The organism is Methylobacterium sp. EM32, assembly GCF_040593685.1.
Lineage (GTDB): Bacteria > Pseudomonadota > Alphaproteobacteria > Rhizobiales > Beijerinckiaceae > Methylobacterium.
In genome coordinates this window covers 1-13,415 of the sequence record NZ_JBEXZS010000247.1, presented here as the reverse complement: position 1 = coordinate 13,415, position 13,415 = coordinate 1, and the positions used below count along the sequence as shown (strand labels likewise).

The following is a 13,415-nucleotide window of genomic DNA, read 5'->3' as shown; positions in this document are numbered from 1 at the left end:
GTGGCGCAGCTCGGCGCGGCGCTGGGCTACGACGCGGCGGCTTTGGACGCGCTGTGGCGCCAGGCTGCCACCCTCTGAAGGCGCCCTCCAACCGCGCTTGAGGCGCGCCCGGGCCGACCGGCTGGCGCGACGCGACACCCTTGCACATCGTGGAGAGACCCATGGCCGCGACGACGTTCGAGCGGGCGCTTCCGCTCGTCCTGACCCATGAGGGCGGATGGTCGGACGACCCGGCCGACCCGGGCGGGGCGACCAACCTCGGGGTGACGATCGGCACGCTGAGCCTGTGGCTCGGCCGGCCGGCGACGCGGGCCGAGGTGCGGGCGCTGACTCCGGCCTCGGTGGCACCGCTCTACCAGCGTCGGTTCTGGGACGCGATCCAGGGCGACGCGCTGCCGACGGGTCTGGATTACGCGCTGTTCGACTTCGCGGTGAACAGCGGGCCGAAGCGGGCGGTGATCGGACTGCAACGGGCGCTCGGGATCGCCGATGACGGCCGGCTCGGCCCGGTGACGCTGGCGGCACTCCAGGGCCGGGACGTGCCTGCGCTGGTGAACGCCCTGTGCGACGGGCGGCTGGCGTTCCTGCGGGCGCTCTCGACCTGGCCGCGCTTCGGCCGCGGCTGGGGCCGGCGGGTGGAGGAGGTGCGCGCCGCGGCGCTCGTGCTCCACGCCGCTTCCGCCCAGCCGACCGCGCCAGCGGCCTGTCCCGTCTGCGGCCGGCCCGTCGCCGCCTGACGCGCCCCTTTCGCACCCCCGAACGTCAGCAGGAGACGGCCATGAACTAGGATCAGCTCACCACGCTGCTGCGCACCCTACTGCAGTTCGGCGGCGGCATCGCCGTCGGGCGCGGCTGGATCGACGCCGACACGGCCACCACGCTGACCGGCGCGCTGGTCACGCTCCTCGTCACCGGTTGGGGCCTCTACGTGCGGCGCAATGCCGGCCTCGTCGCCTCCGCGGCGACGGTGCCGAGCGTCCAGGCGATCCTGGCCGACCCGGCGACCGCGGATGCGGTCCCGAGTCCCAAGGTCCGGCCGCCGGCATAGGGCGCGGCCCGGCTCCCGAAGCGTCGTCAGGATGCTCTCAGCCATAGGCGAGGCACCAGCCCGGACCGCGCAGCCAGCATCGGTCGTCCGGGAGGGCATCCGTGCGGTGGAGCATCCGGACGTCGTCGTGGCCGCCGGCCGCCAGCGCGCGCGCCAGGGCATGCTCGGCCTCCGGGTCGCGGGCGCCGGCACACGGATAGATCAGGGTCGGGGAGAGGCAGCGCGCCGCGTAGGCCCTCTCGTCGCGACGCTCGATCAGGAAGACGGCCCCCCGGGTGATCGGCGTCCCGGGCCGTGGTCCGGCGGTGAGGGGCAGGATCAGCCGCCCGCCGATCGTCAGCGCGTCGAGCCAGGATTCAGCGGGTCGGGCCGCGCCGGCATTGACGAGGACGAGGTCGGCCGGGGGCAGCGTCATGGCGGCGCCATCACCCGCGGCGATGCGGACCTGCGGCAGCCCGGCCAGCGCGTCGGCGGCGAGGGCCGCGAGGTCGGGATCATGCTCGATGCCGAGCACCCGGCCCTGCTCGCCGGCGAGGCGGGCCAGCAGGGCGGTGTAGTACCCGGTCCCCGTGCCGACATGCACCACCTGCATGCCGCGCTCCGGCCGCCCCCGGGCGATCAGGCCGACGAGGAAGGAGGGCTGCCCGTTGTTGAGGTGCCGCTCCGGCCGGATCGCCACGGGCACGTCCTGATAGAGGTAGACCGGGTCGTCGTCCGGCGTCCGGACGTAGCCGCCGGACAGCCGGGCCAGGTGCCAGGGTCCGGGCGGCAGGAAGCGCTCGCGGGGGATCGTCTCCAGGGCCGTCTCCAGGGCGTTCCGCATCCCGGCCTCGTCCGGCGCCGCCGCGTGGGCGATGTGCCGGGCGTAGATGTGCCGTGCGAGGGCGGTTCGCGCGTCCCGTGTCATGATGCCTGCTCCCGATCTGCGCTCTCGGGCCGCCGGTGCGCGGCCACGAGGAGGAGGCACACGAGCGCCCAGGACGCGGACCGGCCGAAATTTTTTGTTTTCGCCTGTCCGCCTCCGGCTCGGCCCTGCGCATGACGCAGGAGGCTCGGGGCAGGGAGGCGTAGGGCAGGGCGACGATGGAGACGGATGAGGCGGACCAGCGCGACGTCGCGGGAGCGATCCGCAGCCTGTCGACGGTCGATCTCGCGCGCCTGCGGGCGCTCGCCCGGCTGCGGGCGCGCCGGCTCCCCGGCATCGACTGGTCGGACATCCTGCACGAGGCGATCGTGCGGGCGCTCGACGGCACGCGGCTCTGGCCGCCGGGGGTCCCGGTCCTGGTCTTCCTGGCCGGCTGCATGCGCTCGATCGAGCACGACCTCCGGCGCCGGCAGGCCCGGGAACGGGCCTGGCAGGAGACGGACGCGGCGGACGGCGAGGGCCCCGATCCCGAGCGGGCGGTCGCCGCCGCGCAGGCGCTCGGCGCGATCGTGGCGCTGTTCTCCGGCGACGCGACGGTGCTGCGGATCATCGAGGGGCTCGGCCAGGGCCGCGCGGCCGCCGAGATCCGCGCCCGGCACGGCCTGTCCCAGACCGACTACGACAGCGCCCGCAAGCGCCTGCGCCGCGCGCTGCTGCGGCTCGATTCCGAGGGAGGCCCGCGATGACCCAGTGGCGACCCGACCTCGCGCTCGACCGCCTCACCGAGGCGCTCGAGGCCGAGATCCTGTCGGCGCCCGAGCCGGAGGTGCGGGCCCTCGTCGGGGAGGCCGCCCGCGACGCCGAGGCCCTGCGGCGGCTGGTGCTGCGGGCGGTCGACCGCGCGGAAGAGGGGGCCGGCCTGCCACCGGGAGCGGCCGGGGGAGCCCCGGCGCTGCGGCGGCCCTGATCCGGCCGGGGCCGTCAGCCCAGCACGATCACCTGCGCGCCGACCGGCACGCGGGCGTAGAGGTCGATCGCGTCCTGGTTGATCATCCGGATGCAGCCCGAGGAGACGCTGCGGCCGATACTCTCCGGCTCGGTGGTGCCGTGGATGCGGAACAGCGTGTCCTTGTTGTTCTGCCACAGGTAGAGGGCGCGGGCGCCGAGCGGGTTGCGCGGGCCGCCCGGCACGCCGAGCCCGCTCTGCAGCTTGGACACGCTGCGGGCGAGCGCCGGCTGGCGGGCGATCATCTCCTTGGGCGGGTACCAGTCCGGCCAGGCCTGCTTGGAGTTGATGGTGGCCGCCCCGTTCCAGGCGAAACCCTGGCGGCCGACGCCGACGCCGTAGCGGCGGGCCCGGCCGCCCTCCTGGATCAGGTAGAGGTGGTGCGCCCGCGGATCGACCACGATCGTGCCGGGCGCGTAGCGGCCGCCATAAGCGACCTCCTGGCGCAGGAAGGACGGGTTGGCCCGGCGCCAGCGGAAGGCCTGGACCGGGAACGGCTCGGTGTCGAGTGCCGCGTAGGCGCGGGCGTAGTCGATCGGCCCGTCATCGACGACGACGGTCGGACTCGGATCGGCCGTGCCCGGCAGCGGCTGCGGCTCCGCGGCGCGCCGGCCGCCGCCCCAGAACGAATCCTCCTCCGGCGCCTGGGCGGGAGCGGGCTCGCCCCCGTAGTACGGGTCCGCGGCCTGACCGCGCGGATCCTGTCCCCGCGTGTCGTAGAACGTGCCGTCCTCCGCCGGGACGGGATCGCGAGAGCGCCGGCGCCGGACCGGGGCGAAATCCTGGTCCGTCCAGGCGAAGGCGGGGCGCGCGCCCGCCAACAGCGTCGAGGCGAGGCCGGCGGCAGTGCCGGCGACCAGGAAGCGGCGGTTCTTGTCGGTCATGGGAGGTCTTGCGGATCCTGCTGACAGGAACGGGGCGCCGGATGGCGCAATGCAGCAACAGCTAGGGCATTTCCCCGACGAGGGGAAACCACGGTCCATGAAAAAACCGTCAGGACCAACGGGCTAGCACGATATCCCGACGGGTGTGGCCCCGCTGCCGCCCGGGCCGGACGGCCTCCGGCGCGCGACGGGTCCAACCCACCAATCGCGTGCGATACTTTTTCTATTTCGTATCCTAACTGACGAAATCTGTTGTTACGCATATCACCTGTGGTTGACGCCCTCGACAACACGTGCCCTCTTGAGCCAGTCACTTCGATCTGGTGCGCCATGACCAACGATGACTCCACCCGGTCGCTCGATCTGATCGAGCTCGCCGCCGACGTCGTGTCGGCTTATGTGGCGAACAACTCCGTTCCGGCAGCGGACGTGCCGGGGCTGATCGCGGCGGTCCACACGTCGCTGAGCCAGCTCGGCGCCGCGCCGGCGCCGGAACCCGAGCGGGCGACGCCGCCGGTCCCGATCCGCCGGACGGTCACCCCCGACCACATCATCAGCCTGGAGGACGGCAAGCCCTACAAGACGCTGAAGCGTCACCTGGCCGGCCGCGGGCTCACCCCCGAAGCCTACCGCCAGAAATGGGGCCTGCCGCCGGACTACCCGATGGTCGCCGCCAACTACGCCGCCCAGCGCTCCGAGCTCGCCAAGAATTCCGGCCTCGGCCAGAGCCGGCGCGGTCGCGGGCGCGGCGCGGCGATGCGAGCCGCTTCCGACCCGGTGATCTCCGGGCCGGCGCCGGAGACGCCCAGGCCCGCCCGAAAGCGGCGCTGACACGATGTCCGGAAGATTCTTCCGGACATCGTGTCACCAGCCCGCGCGGTGAAGCCGGAGGCTTCACACGCTTGAGCGAAGCCGATTTCTGCATCGCGAAGCGATCCGGCAGGATCGCCCGAAGCGATCGATCGGAAATCACAGGAGCCGCATCCGCGGCGAGCGAAAGCCGACCCGGCGCGCTCATCGTGCATTCAGGTCGTTAGTTCTTTCCTGGAGGGGCAGGGCGGTCCGCACGGCCGCCCCTCACATCCCAAGGAGAGATCCTACGATGATGCACGTCAAGGTGCTCGGGATGGCCGCCCTCGTCGCGGGCGGCCTGATCGGTAGCCTGGGTCTCGCGTCGACCGCGCAGGCCGCCCCGATCGGCCTCGGCGCGGCGGGCGCGCTCGCGCCGGAGACCGGCGTGACGAAGGTGGCCGGCGGCTGCGGCCCGGGCTTCTTCCCGAACCGCTTCGGCATCTGCCGCCCGTTCTACGGGCCGCGGCCGTTCTACGGCCCGCGCCCCTACTATTACGGCCCGCGGCCGTACTGGCGCCGCCCGTATTACGGCCCGCGCCGCTTCTATTACGGCTACTGATCCAAATCGTACCGACGAAGGGCGCCCGACCGGCCGGTCGGGCGCCTTTTCGCGTTCAGGGGCCGAACGGTCTATCCGGCCCGCGCCGCCGGCTTGCGCCCGAACGGGTCGAACTCGATCACCGGGGCCTTGCGGCCGTGGAGCACCGGCAGCACCCGCTCGCCGAAGGCGTCGATGAAAGCCGCCTGGTTGCCGCCGACCTGGTGCAGGTCGATCGAGTCGAAGCCGAGCGCCGCGCAGGCGGCGATGCGCTCGGTCAGGGCCGGCAGGTCGTGCGAGATCAGCACCGCCTCGTGCATGTCCTCGGGCCGCAGGTAGCGGGCGGCGGCCTCGAAATCGGCCGGGCGGGGCAGTTCCCAGGCGACCGAGGCCGGCAGGGCGTTGAAGCGCCACTCGGCATGGGCCTGGCGCAGGGCCTCGGCCGGATCGGGGGCGTAGCTCAGGTCCATCTTGAGGAAGACCGGCTTGTCGGCGCCGCCGCTCTCGCGGAAGGCGTCGACGATCGGCCCCAGCACCTCCGGGCTCGTCCCGACGGTGAGGAGCCCGTCGGCCCAGGTGCCGAGCCACGCAGCGGTCTCGACGCTGGTGGCGGCCCCCACGAGGCGGGTCGGTGTCTCGGGCAGCGACCACACCTTGGCGTCGACCGCCGTCAGGCGGCCGCGCTGCGTCACGGTCTCGCCGGCCAGCAGCGCCCGCATGATCTCGGCGCCCTCGCGCAGGCGGGCATTGCGCTCGGCCTTGTCGGGCCAGGGCCCGCCGGTGGCGCGCTCGTTCATCGCCTGGCCGCTGCCGAGCGCCACCCACGGCACCCGGCCGGGGAACATCTGCCCGAGGGTCGCCACGGCCTGGGCGAGCACGACGGGATGGTAGCGCCAGCCCCCCGGCACCGAGATGATCCCGAAGGTCAGGCGCTCCGTCGCCTGCAGGGCGGCGCCGAGCCAGGCCCAGGCGAAGCCGGATTCGCCCTGGCTCGGCGACCAGGGCTGGAGGTGGTCGGAGGAGAAGGCCCCGTCGAAGCCGGCCTGCTCGGCCCGCTGGGCGAGCCCGAGCAGCGCCCGGGGCGGGCACTGCTCATGGGAGATGTGATAGCTGTACAGGGTCATCGCGCGGCTCCCGGCCCGGGGAATGCCCGAGCCCGGGCGGTCGTTCCGGGCGGGCGCGGTTGCGCCGCGCCCCGCTACATCCCCACCGCGACCTTGCGGCTGTTGCCCCGCTGGAGATTGCGGTAGCGCGCCAGCGCCCAGAGCGGGAAGAACTTCGCGTAGCCGTGATAGCGCAGATAGAACACCCGCGGGAAGCCGGTGCCGGTATAGAACTCCTCGCCCCACAGCCCGTCCGCCCCTTGCGTGCGGGCGAGGTAGTTGATGCCGCGGGCCACCGCCGGGTGGTCGGCCTCGCCCGCCGCCATCAGGGCGATCAGCGCCCAGGCGGTCTGCGAGGCGGTGCTGCCGGCGCGCTCGTAGCCGCGGTATTCGAGCTTGTAGCTCGCCGCGTCCTCGCCCCAGCCGCCGTCGGGGTTCTGGATCGCGACCAGCCACTCCACCGCCTTGCGCATCGGCGCCGAGGCCGGGTCCTGGCCGGCGGCGTTGAGCGCGCACAGCGCCGACCACGTCCCGTAGATGTAGTTCATGCCCCAGCGGCCGTACCAGCTGCCGTCCTCCTCCTGGTCGGCCAGGAGATAGTCGACGGCCCGCGCCAGGACGGGGCTCGTCTGCTTGGTCTCGCCGAGCTGCGCCAGCATCGAGATGCAGCGGGCGGTGACGTCGGCGGTCGGCGGGTCGAGCAGCGCGCCGTGGTCGGAGAAGGGGATGTAGTTCAGGTAGTGGTAGGTGTTGTCGGCGTCGAACGCCGCGAAGCCGCCATCGCGGCTCTGCAGGCCCTCGATCCACTCGCGGGCGCGGGCGATCGAGTGGGTGTAGTCCGAGCCGCCCTCGCCGGGGCCGAGACGGGTCTGGGCCCGGTCCATCGCCATCGCCACCACGGCGGTGTCGTCGAGGTCGGGATAGTGCGGGTTGTTGTACTGGAACGCCCAGCCACCCGGGCGCACGTCCGGCTTGCGGGCCGCCCAGTCGCCCTTGATGTCGAGCACCTGGAGGGGCTTCAGCCATTCGAGGGCGGCGCGGGCCTGGCGCTCGTTCTCCGGCCCGCCGGCCTCCATCAGGGCGTGGGCGGCGAGCGCCGTGTCCCAGACCGGCGACAGGCAGGGCTGGACGTAGGCCTCGTGCTCCTTGACGGTGACGAGCTTCTCGACCGCCGAGCGCGCCGTGACCACCAGGGGATGGTCCTCCGGATAGCCCAGCGCCTCGTACATCAGCACCGAGTTGGCGATGGCCGGGAAGATGGCGCCCAGGCCGTCCTCGCCGTTCAGCCGCTCGCTGACGAAGGCCACCGCCTTGTCGACCGCCTTGGCGCGGGGCCCGGCCGGAAACAGGGGCTCGACCACCCGCAGGATGTCGTCGATGACCGCGAAGACCGGGCGCCAGGGCGAGGATTCCTGGGCGCCGGAGGGCCAGCGCCGGATCCGCTCCGGATCCTGGGTGAACAGCTCGCGCACGCCGATCCCGCGCGGGTTCTTCGCCCGCGGCTTCTTCATCTGCAGGATGAAGAGCGGCACCATCACGGTGCGGGCCCAGTACGACACCTTGTCGAGGTGGAACGGGAACCACCGCGGCAGCAGCATCACCTCGACCGGCATCACCGGCACGGCGCTCCACGGCACCTCGCCATAGAGGGCGAGCAGGGTGCGGGTGAAGACGTTGGCGTGCGCCGCGCCGCCGCGCTGCAGGATCGCCTCCCGGGCCCGGCGCATGTGCGGCGCGTCGACGGGATCGCCGATCATCTTCAGCGCGAAATACGCCTTGACGCTGGCGCTCATGTCGAGCGGCCCCTCGTGCACCAGGGCCCAGCCGTGATGCAGCGGGCTCTGCGTCCGGCGCAGGTAGACGGCGATCTTCTCCTCCAACTCCCGCGGCGGAATCGAGGCGCGGAAGTGGTGGTAGAGGATGTACTCGGACGGGATGGTGGCGTCCGCCTCGAGCTCGAAGCACCAGTGGCCGTCGGCATGCGCCAGTTGCGTCAGCGCCCGGGACGCGGCCGACACCCGCCGCTCGACCTCGTCGAGGGTGATGTCCTGCGTACTCTTGCGTTGCAGCGTCTCGACCTTGCCCACGGTGTCTCTGCCTTCCTCGTGCGAGGGCGGCTCCGCCCCGCCGCCCATGATGCCATCCCGATAGATTTTCGCAGCGCACAAAACGCCGCGCACGCCTACGCTGTTCCTCGAAGCCGGCCCCGACGTCAAGCGGCTCCGCGCAACGCAGCGTTGCTGCGGGTGCGAGCACTGGTGCCGGCACTTGTCAGAACCTGCGCCGCCGTCGCCCCGGAGCGGATCGCCCCCTCGATGGTCGAGGGCAGCCCGGTCGCGGTCCAGTCTCCTGCCAAGGCCAGGTTGGCGATGTGCGTGCGCGCACCGGGCCGGCGCGCGGCTTCCGCCGGCGTCGCCGCGAAGGTGGCGCGCTTCTCCTTGACGATCTGCCAGCGCGGCAGCGGCTCGCCGGAGAACCCTGAGAGCCGCGAGACCTCGTCCCAGATCGTCCGGGCAAGCTCCTCGCGCGGCACGTCGAGCAGGCGGTCGGCGCCGCTGATCGTCACCGAGAGCCGGTCGGGATAGGAGAACAGCCACTCGGTGACGCCGCCGACGACGCCGAGCAGCAGCGGCGCTCCCGGCTTCGGGGCAAGCGCAAAATGGGCGTTGACGATCGAGCGGTGGCTTTGCGGGGTATCCAAACCCGGCATCAGATCGGCGGCGACCCAGGGCGGCAGGGCCAGGACCGCCGCATCGTCGGGGCCGAGTTCCTCCGGCCCGTCGGAGAAGTCGAGCCGGGTCACGCGCCCGCCCTCAAGCCCGAGCCCGCGCAGGCGGCGGCCGAAGCGCATCTCGGCACCGGCCTCGGCGAGGGCCTTGAGGGCCGGATCGACGAAGGCCGCCGACAGGCCCTCGACGGCAACCAGCGGGCGGCAGGCCTTGCCGCCGGCGCCGAGCGTCTCGCGCAGGATGGTGGCGGCGAGGCCGGCGTCGCTCTCCTGCGGCTCGGTGTTGAGGGCGGCGAGCAGCACCGGGCGCCAGAGCCGGTCCCAGAGCAAGCCCTCGCAGGCCATGCTCTCGCCGATCGTCGCGGCCTTCGTCGCGCCGCGGAAGATGCCCAAGGGCGCGAGGTAGTCGCGGGCGCGGCTGCCCGGCACCCGGCGGCGGGCGTCGAGCACCCACCAGGGCAGGCGCCCGGCATTCGGCCTCAAGGTCCAGCGCTCGCCCGTAGCGAGGTCGGCGAAGGCGAAGGCGGCCTCGTCCGGCCCGGCGAGCACGCCCTCGGGCGCGCCGGCCAGTTTCAGGAAGTCGAGGGCGTCGCGGTTGCCCGACAGGAGCAGGTGGTTGCCGTTGTCGATCGTCAGGCCGAGGGCCGGATCGAAATAGGAGCGGCAGCGCCCGCCGGCCTGCTTGGCCGCCTCGTGCACCACGACGCGCCGGCCCGCCTTGGCGAGGCGCAGGGCGGCCGACAGGCCGGCGAGACCGGCGCCGAGGACATGAACCGTACCCATCAGACGATCGCCTGACGCAGGAGGACGCCGATCAGCGCGAGCTTGCCGGGCTTCACCCGCGCGCGGGGCGCCGCCCAGCCGCGCTTGCGCAGGCCGACGAGGATCAGGTGATAGGCCGCGCCCATGATCCGCGGCGCCTTGGTGGCCTTCCGGGATTCGCGGTTCATGATCGCCCAGGATGCATCGTAATGCGCCTGCGCCTCGTCGAGGAGCCGGGCGCAGACCTCCGCGAGGCGCGGATGCGCGAGCGCCGTCTCCGGGGTGGGGTTCGGCAGCCCGATCGCCGCCAGCGGCTCGGCGGGCAGGTAGAGCCGGCCGCGCTCGGCATCCTCGTCGATGTCGCGCAGGATGTTGGTGAGCTGCAGCGCCCGGCCGAGATGGTGGGCGAGCTTGATGCCCGGCTCCTCGGGCAGGCCGAAGATCCGCACCGAGAGGCGGCCGACGGCGCTGGCGACGCGATCGCAATAGAGGTCGAGGGTCGCGGAATCGGGGGCGACGATGTCGGCCTCGGCGTCCATCGCCATGCCGTCGATCACCGCCTGGAAATCCTCGCGCCGGAGGCCGAACTGGCGCACCGGCCCGACGAGGGGTTGCGTGCGCGGGACCGGACGGCCGGCATAGAGCGCGTCGATGTCGGCGCGCCAGCGGTCGAGCTCGGCCGCGCGCACCTCGCGGGCGCCCCCATCATCCGCGACGTCGTCGACGGCGCGGCAGAAGGCGTAGACCGCGTACATCGCGTCGCGCTGCTCGGCCGGCAGCAGCCGCATGGCGGTGTAGAACGACGAGCCGGCGGCCGGCAGGGCCGGGGCCTCGGTCGAGGCCTCGACCGGCGAGGCGGGCTGGGAGGCGAGGGCGGTCACGGACGGGCTCCCCGCAGGGCCGGATGGAGGCGGCGGCGGAACGGCCGCCGGGCGAGGGCAGAGGCGGCGGCACCGAGCGCCGTCAGCGCGAAGGCGGCCTTGCCGTGATGGACCTTCTCGCTAAGGGGATCGCGGACCAGCAGGCCGCGGGCGAGCAGCACCGCGAGGCGGTGGATCGCCGCGATCTCCATGGCGAGGCGCGTGTCGTCGATCAGGTCGGGCAGGGGCCCGCCCTCCTCGAGGAGGTCGAGGCAGCGTTGCGCCAGCTCCCGGATCACGGCGCGCAAAGCCGGGGTGGCGCGTTCGGCCCCCAGATCCTCGATGCGGGCGCCGTGCTTCTCCAGGATCTCCCGCGGCAGGTAGACCCGGTCGACGTTGCGAAAATCCTTGCCGCAATCCTGCAGGTGGTTGATCACCTGGAGCGCGGTACAGATCGCATCGGAGGTCGGCCAGGTGCGGCCCGGATCCTCGCCGTGCACGTCGAGGACGAAGCGGCCGACCGGCACCGCCGAGTAGCGGCAGTAATGCGCGAGCTCGTCCCAGGTCTCGTAGCGCGATTTGTGCGCGTCCATCCGGAACGCGTCGAGCAGTTCCAGCGCGTGGCGCGGCGGCAATCCGCGCTCGGCGAGCGCGCGGCGCAGGGGCGCGGCCTCCGGATCGTCGGGGCCCTGTCCGGTCAGCGCGTCGGCGAGGCCGTCGAGGAGCGCGACCTTCCGCTCCGGCGACAGGCCGGCATTGTCGGCGACGTCGTCGCCGGCCCGGACGAAGTAGTAGAAGTCGAGGATCGGGCCGCGGTGGCGCGGATGGATCAGGTGCGAGGCGACCGGAAAATTCTCGTCGCGGTGCCCCTTGCCGGAGCGCGCCTCGGTGGCGGTGGTCATCGGATGTATCCAGCCTGACGGAACCAGGCGACGGCATCGGACAGGCCGTCGCGGTAGGGCCGGGCCGCGTAGCCGAGCTCGGCCCGCGCCTTGGCGTCGGAGAAGAACATGCGGTAGCGCGACATCCGGATGCCGTCGATGGTCGCGAGCGGCGCCTTGCCGGTGACGCGCGCGGCGAGCTCGGACACGAAGGCCACCGGATAGACCGCCGCCCGCGGCAGCCGCACGGTCGGGGGCTTTCGCCCGACGAGGCCGGCGATGTCGGCGAGCATGCGCGACAGGAGCACGTCCTCTCCGCCTAAGATGTAGCGCTCGCCGATGCGGCCCCTGTGCAGGGCCAGCAGATGGCCCTTCGCCACGTCGTCGACATGGACGAGGTTCAGGCCCGTATCGACGAAGGCCGGCATCTTGCCGTTGGCCGCCTCGACGATGATCCGCCCGGTCGGGGTCGGCTTGACGTCGCGCGGGCCGATCGGGGTCGAGGGATTGACGATCACCGCCGGCAGGCCCTCGCGGGCCACCATGTCCTCGACCACCCGCTCGGCCACCACCTTGCTGCGCTTGTAGGCGCCGATGGCGGTCTCGGGCGTCAGCGGCCGGGTCTCGTCGGCGGGGGTGCCGTCATCGTGCGGCTTGATGGTGGCGACGCTCGACGTGTAGACCACCCGCTCGACGCCGGCATCCAGCGCCGCCCGCATCAGGGCCCTTGTGCCGTCGCGGTTGGTACGCACGATCTCTTCCGGGTCCGGCGCCCAGAGCCGGTAATCCGCCGCGGCGTGGACGAGGTAGCGCATGCCGCGCATGCCGGCCGCCGCCGCCTCGGGGTCGCGCATGTCGCCCTCGACGATCTCGACGTCGGGCCAGGTCAGGTTGGTGCGCGGGCTCGTCGCGCGCACCAGCACCCGCACCAGGAAGCCTGCAGCCCGGAACACGTCGACCAGCGCCGGACCGAGGAAGCCGCTGGCACCGGTGATCAGCACCGGGCCGGGCTCGAATCCGGGGCCGGACGGGGTGCGGCCGGGCGCGGTGCGGTTTTGGGCCTCGGTCATGCGTTCCTTCTCGGCGGCTCGGGCGGTGGGCCCGGTCTCCGGCAGTGACAAATCGGGAAGCCGGGCCGCTTCTGCCAGCCCGGCGACATGCCCGCAAGGCACGGGCAATCGATCGCGGGCGGGCGTGCCGCCCGCGCATCAGCATCCTGATACCGGGATCATCCCGCCCGGCGAGGTGCCTCAGGCGAGGCGCAGGCGCCCGCCCCGCTCGGCCGCGGCTCCGCGCGCCGGCAGGGTCGCCTCGACGACCTTGACGATCGCGGCCGCGTCGAGCCCGGCCTCCGCGTACATCCGGTCCGGCGTGTCGTGCTCCTGGTAGGTGTCCGGCAGCGTCAGCGTCCGCACCCGAACCTTGCCCTCGTCCAGCGCACCGCGCGACGACAACAGGTGCAGCACCATCGCCCCGAAGCCGCCCACCGACCCCTCTTCCAGGGTCACCAGAACCTCGTGGCTCGCCGCCAGGTCCAGGATCAGCGCCTCGTCGAGCGGCTTGGCGAACCGCGCATCCGCCACCGTCACGGCGATCCCCGCCGCTTCCAGACGCTCCGCCGCCTTCAGCGCTTCCGCCAGGCGCGTGCCGAGGCTCAGCAACGCCACCCGCGCGCCCTCCGGCCGCCGGATCACCCGGCCCTTGCCGATCGGCAGCACCTCGCCCGTCTCCGGCAATTCGACGCCGACGCCCTCGCCGCGGGGATAGCGGAACGCGATCGGACCCGAATCGTGCGCGTGGGCGGTCGCCACCATGTGCACCAGCTCGGCCTCGTCCGAGGCCGCCATCACCGTCATGTTCGGCAGGCAGCACAGATACGCCAGGTCGA

At 72.9% G+C, this 13,415-nt stretch carries 14 protein-coding genes; 5 read left to right on the top strand and 9 right to left on the bottom strand.

Annotated elements, in window-relative coordinates; all coding sequences use genetic code 11:
• Window positions 1-161 precede the first annotated feature (161 nt).
• Window positions 162-737, top strand: a complete 576-nt coding sequence (locus tag ABZT49_RS31350) for a glycosyl hydrolase 108 family protein (RefSeq protein WP_355292135.1) — start codon at window positions 162-164, stop codon at window positions 735-737.
• A 348-nt stretch (window positions 738-1,085) separates the two neighbouring features.
• Here ABZT49_RS31350 and ABZT49_RS31345 read toward each other — a convergent pair whose 3' ends face one another.
• Window positions 1,086-1,955: a methyltransferase domain-containing protein gene (locus tag ABZT49_RS31345; RefSeq protein WP_355292133.1), complete on the bottom strand. Its 870-nt coding sequence runs from the start codon at window positions 1,953-1,955 to the stop codon at window positions 1,086-1,088.
• Between the two features lie 176 nt (window positions 1,956-2,131).
• On the opposite strand from ABZT49_RS31345, the gene ABZT49_RS31340 reads away from it, so the two are divergent.
• Both ABZT49_RS31340 and ABZT49_RS31335 read left to right on the top strand, forming a co-directional pair.
• Window positions 2,132-2,659 carry a sigma-70 family RNA polymerase sigma factor gene (locus tag ABZT49_RS31340; protein ID WP_355292132.1) on the top strand — a complete coding sequence of 176 codons (528 nt, stop codon included), beginning with the start codon at window positions 2,132-2,134 and terminating at the stop codon, window positions 2,657-2,659.
• Window positions 2,656-2,880: a hypothetical protein gene (locus tag ABZT49_RS31335; RefSeq protein WP_355292130.1), complete on the top strand. Its 225-nt coding sequence runs from the start codon at window positions 2,656-2,658 to the stop codon at window positions 2,878-2,880. Before ABZT49_RS31340 ends, ABZT49_RS31335 begins: the two co-directional genes overlap by 4 nt.
• A 14-nt stretch (window positions 2,881-2,894) precedes the next feature.
• On the opposite strand, the gene ABZT49_RS31330 is transcribed toward ABZT49_RS31335, so the two are convergent.
• Entirely contained in the window at window positions 2,895-3,803 is a 909-nt protein-coding gene (locus tag ABZT49_RS31330; RefSeq protein ID WP_355292128.1) for a L,D-transpeptidase, read from the bottom strand.
• A gap of 330 nt (window positions 3,804-4,133) precedes the next feature.
• Here ABZT49_RS31330 and ABZT49_RS31325 point away from each other — a divergent pair, with 330 nt between their 5' ends.
• Together ABZT49_RS31325 and ABZT49_RS31320 are read left to right on the top strand one after the other, a co-directional pair.
• Complete coding sequence (locus ABZT49_RS31325; protein ID WP_355292126.1) at window positions 4,134-4,634, top strand: MucR family transcriptional regulator; 501 nt, start codon at window positions 4,134-4,136, stop codon at window positions 4,632-4,634.
• A 271-nt stretch (window positions 4,635-4,905) separates the two neighbouring features.
• Window positions 4,906-5,214, top strand: a complete 309-nt coding sequence (locus ABZT49_RS31320) for a GCG_CRPN prefix-to-repeats domain-containing protein (protein ID WP_093570139.1) — start codon at window positions 4,906-4,908, stop codon at window positions 5,212-5,214.
• Between the two features lie 71 nt (window positions 5,215-5,285).
• On the opposite strand, the gene ABZT49_RS31315 is transcribed toward ABZT49_RS31320, so the two are convergent.
• The 7 genes from ABZT49_RS31315 to ABZT49_RS31285 all read right to left on the bottom strand — a co-directional run.
• A complete protein-coding gene (locus ABZT49_RS31315) occupies window positions 5,286-6,317 on the bottom strand; it encodes a TIGR03885 family FMN-dependent LLM class oxidoreductase (RefSeq protein ID WP_355292124.1) in 1,032 nt (343 codons plus the stop codon).
• A gap of 74 nt (window positions 6,318-6,391) precedes the next feature.
• Window positions 6,392-8,431, bottom strand: coding sequence for a squalene--hopene cyclase (gene shc, locus ABZT49_RS31310; protein ID WP_355292122.1), 2,040 nt, complete (start codon window positions 8,429-8,431; stop codon window positions 6,392-6,394).
• 77 nt (window positions 8,432-8,508) lie between these two features.
• Entirely contained in the window at window positions 8,509-9,810 is a 1,302-nt protein-coding gene (gene hpnE, locus ABZT49_RS31305) for a hydroxysqualene dehydroxylase HpnE (RefSeq protein WP_355292137.1), read from the bottom strand.
• Entirely contained in the window at window positions 9,807-10,667 is an 861-nt protein-coding gene (hpnD, locus tag ABZT49_RS31300; RefSeq protein WP_355292120.1) for a presqualene diphosphate synthase HpnD, read from the bottom strand. The genes hpnE and hpnD overlap by 4 nt, the downstream gene beginning before the upstream one ends.
• Complete coding sequence (gene hpnC, locus ABZT49_RS31295) at window positions 10,664-11,548, bottom strand: squalene synthase HpnC (RefSeq protein ID WP_355292118.1); 885 nt, start codon at window positions 11,546-11,548, stop codon at window positions 10,664-10,666. The genes hpnD and hpnC overlap by 4 nt, the downstream gene beginning before the upstream one ends.
• Window positions 11,545-12,597, bottom strand: a complete 1,053-nt coding sequence (hpnA, locus tag ABZT49_RS31290) for a hopanoid-associated sugar epimerase (protein WP_355292116.1) — start codon at window positions 12,595-12,597, stop codon at window positions 11,545-11,547. Before hpnA ends, hpnC begins: the two co-directional genes overlap by 4 nt.
• Window positions 12,598-12,777: 180 nt before the next feature.
• The coding region (locus ABZT49_RS31285; RefSeq protein WP_355292114.1) for a transketolase C-terminal domain-containing protein at window positions 12,778-13,415 on the bottom strand (638 nt) is incomplete at its 5' end.

Bases quoted from the DNA above. Each gene is read 5' to 3' on its own strand.
- ABZT49_RS31335 (WP_355292130.1), top strand. From the start codon at position 2,656: ATGACCCAGTGGCGACCCGACCTCGCGCTCGACCGCCTCACCGAGGCG.
- ABZT49_RS31340 (WP_355292132.1), top strand. From the start codon at position 2,132: ATGGAGACGGATGAGGCGGACCAGCGCGACGTCGCGGGAGCGATCCGC.
- ABZT49_RS31350 (WP_355292135.1), top strand. From the start codon at position 162: ATGGCCGCGACGACGTTCGAGCGGGCGCTTCCGCTCGTCCTGACCCAT.
- ABZT49_RS31330 (WP_355292128.1), bottom strand. From the start codon at position 3,803: ATGACCGACAAGAACCGCCGCTTCCTGGTCGCCGGCACTGCCGCCGGC.
- hpnA (WP_355292116.1), bottom strand. From the start codon at position 12,597: ATGACCGAGGCCCAAAACCGCACCGCGCCCGGCCGCACCCCGTCCGGC.
- hpnC (WP_355292118.1), bottom strand. From the start codon at position 11,548: ATGACCACCGCCACCGAGGCGCGCTCCGGCAAGGGGCACCGCGACGAG.
- ABZT49_RS31345 (WP_355292133.1), bottom strand. From the start codon at position 1,955: ATGACACGGGACGCGCGAACCGCCCTCGCACGGCACATCTACGCCCGG.
- ABZT49_RS31320 (WP_093570139.1), top strand. From the start codon at position 4,906: ATGATGCACGTCAAGGTGCTCGGGATGGCCGCCCTCGTCGCGGGCGGC.
- ABZT49_RS31315 (WP_355292124.1), bottom strand. From the start codon at position 6,317: ATGACCCTGTACAGCTATCACATCTCCCATGAGCAGTGCCCGCCCCGG.
- shc (WP_355292122.1), bottom strand. From the start codon at position 8,431: ATGGGCGGCGGGGCGGAGCCGCCCTCGCACGAGGAAGGCAGAGACACC.
- ABZT49_RS31325 (WP_355292126.1), top strand. From the start codon at position 4,134: ATGACCAACGATGACTCCACCCGGTCGCTCGATCTGATCGAGCTCGCC.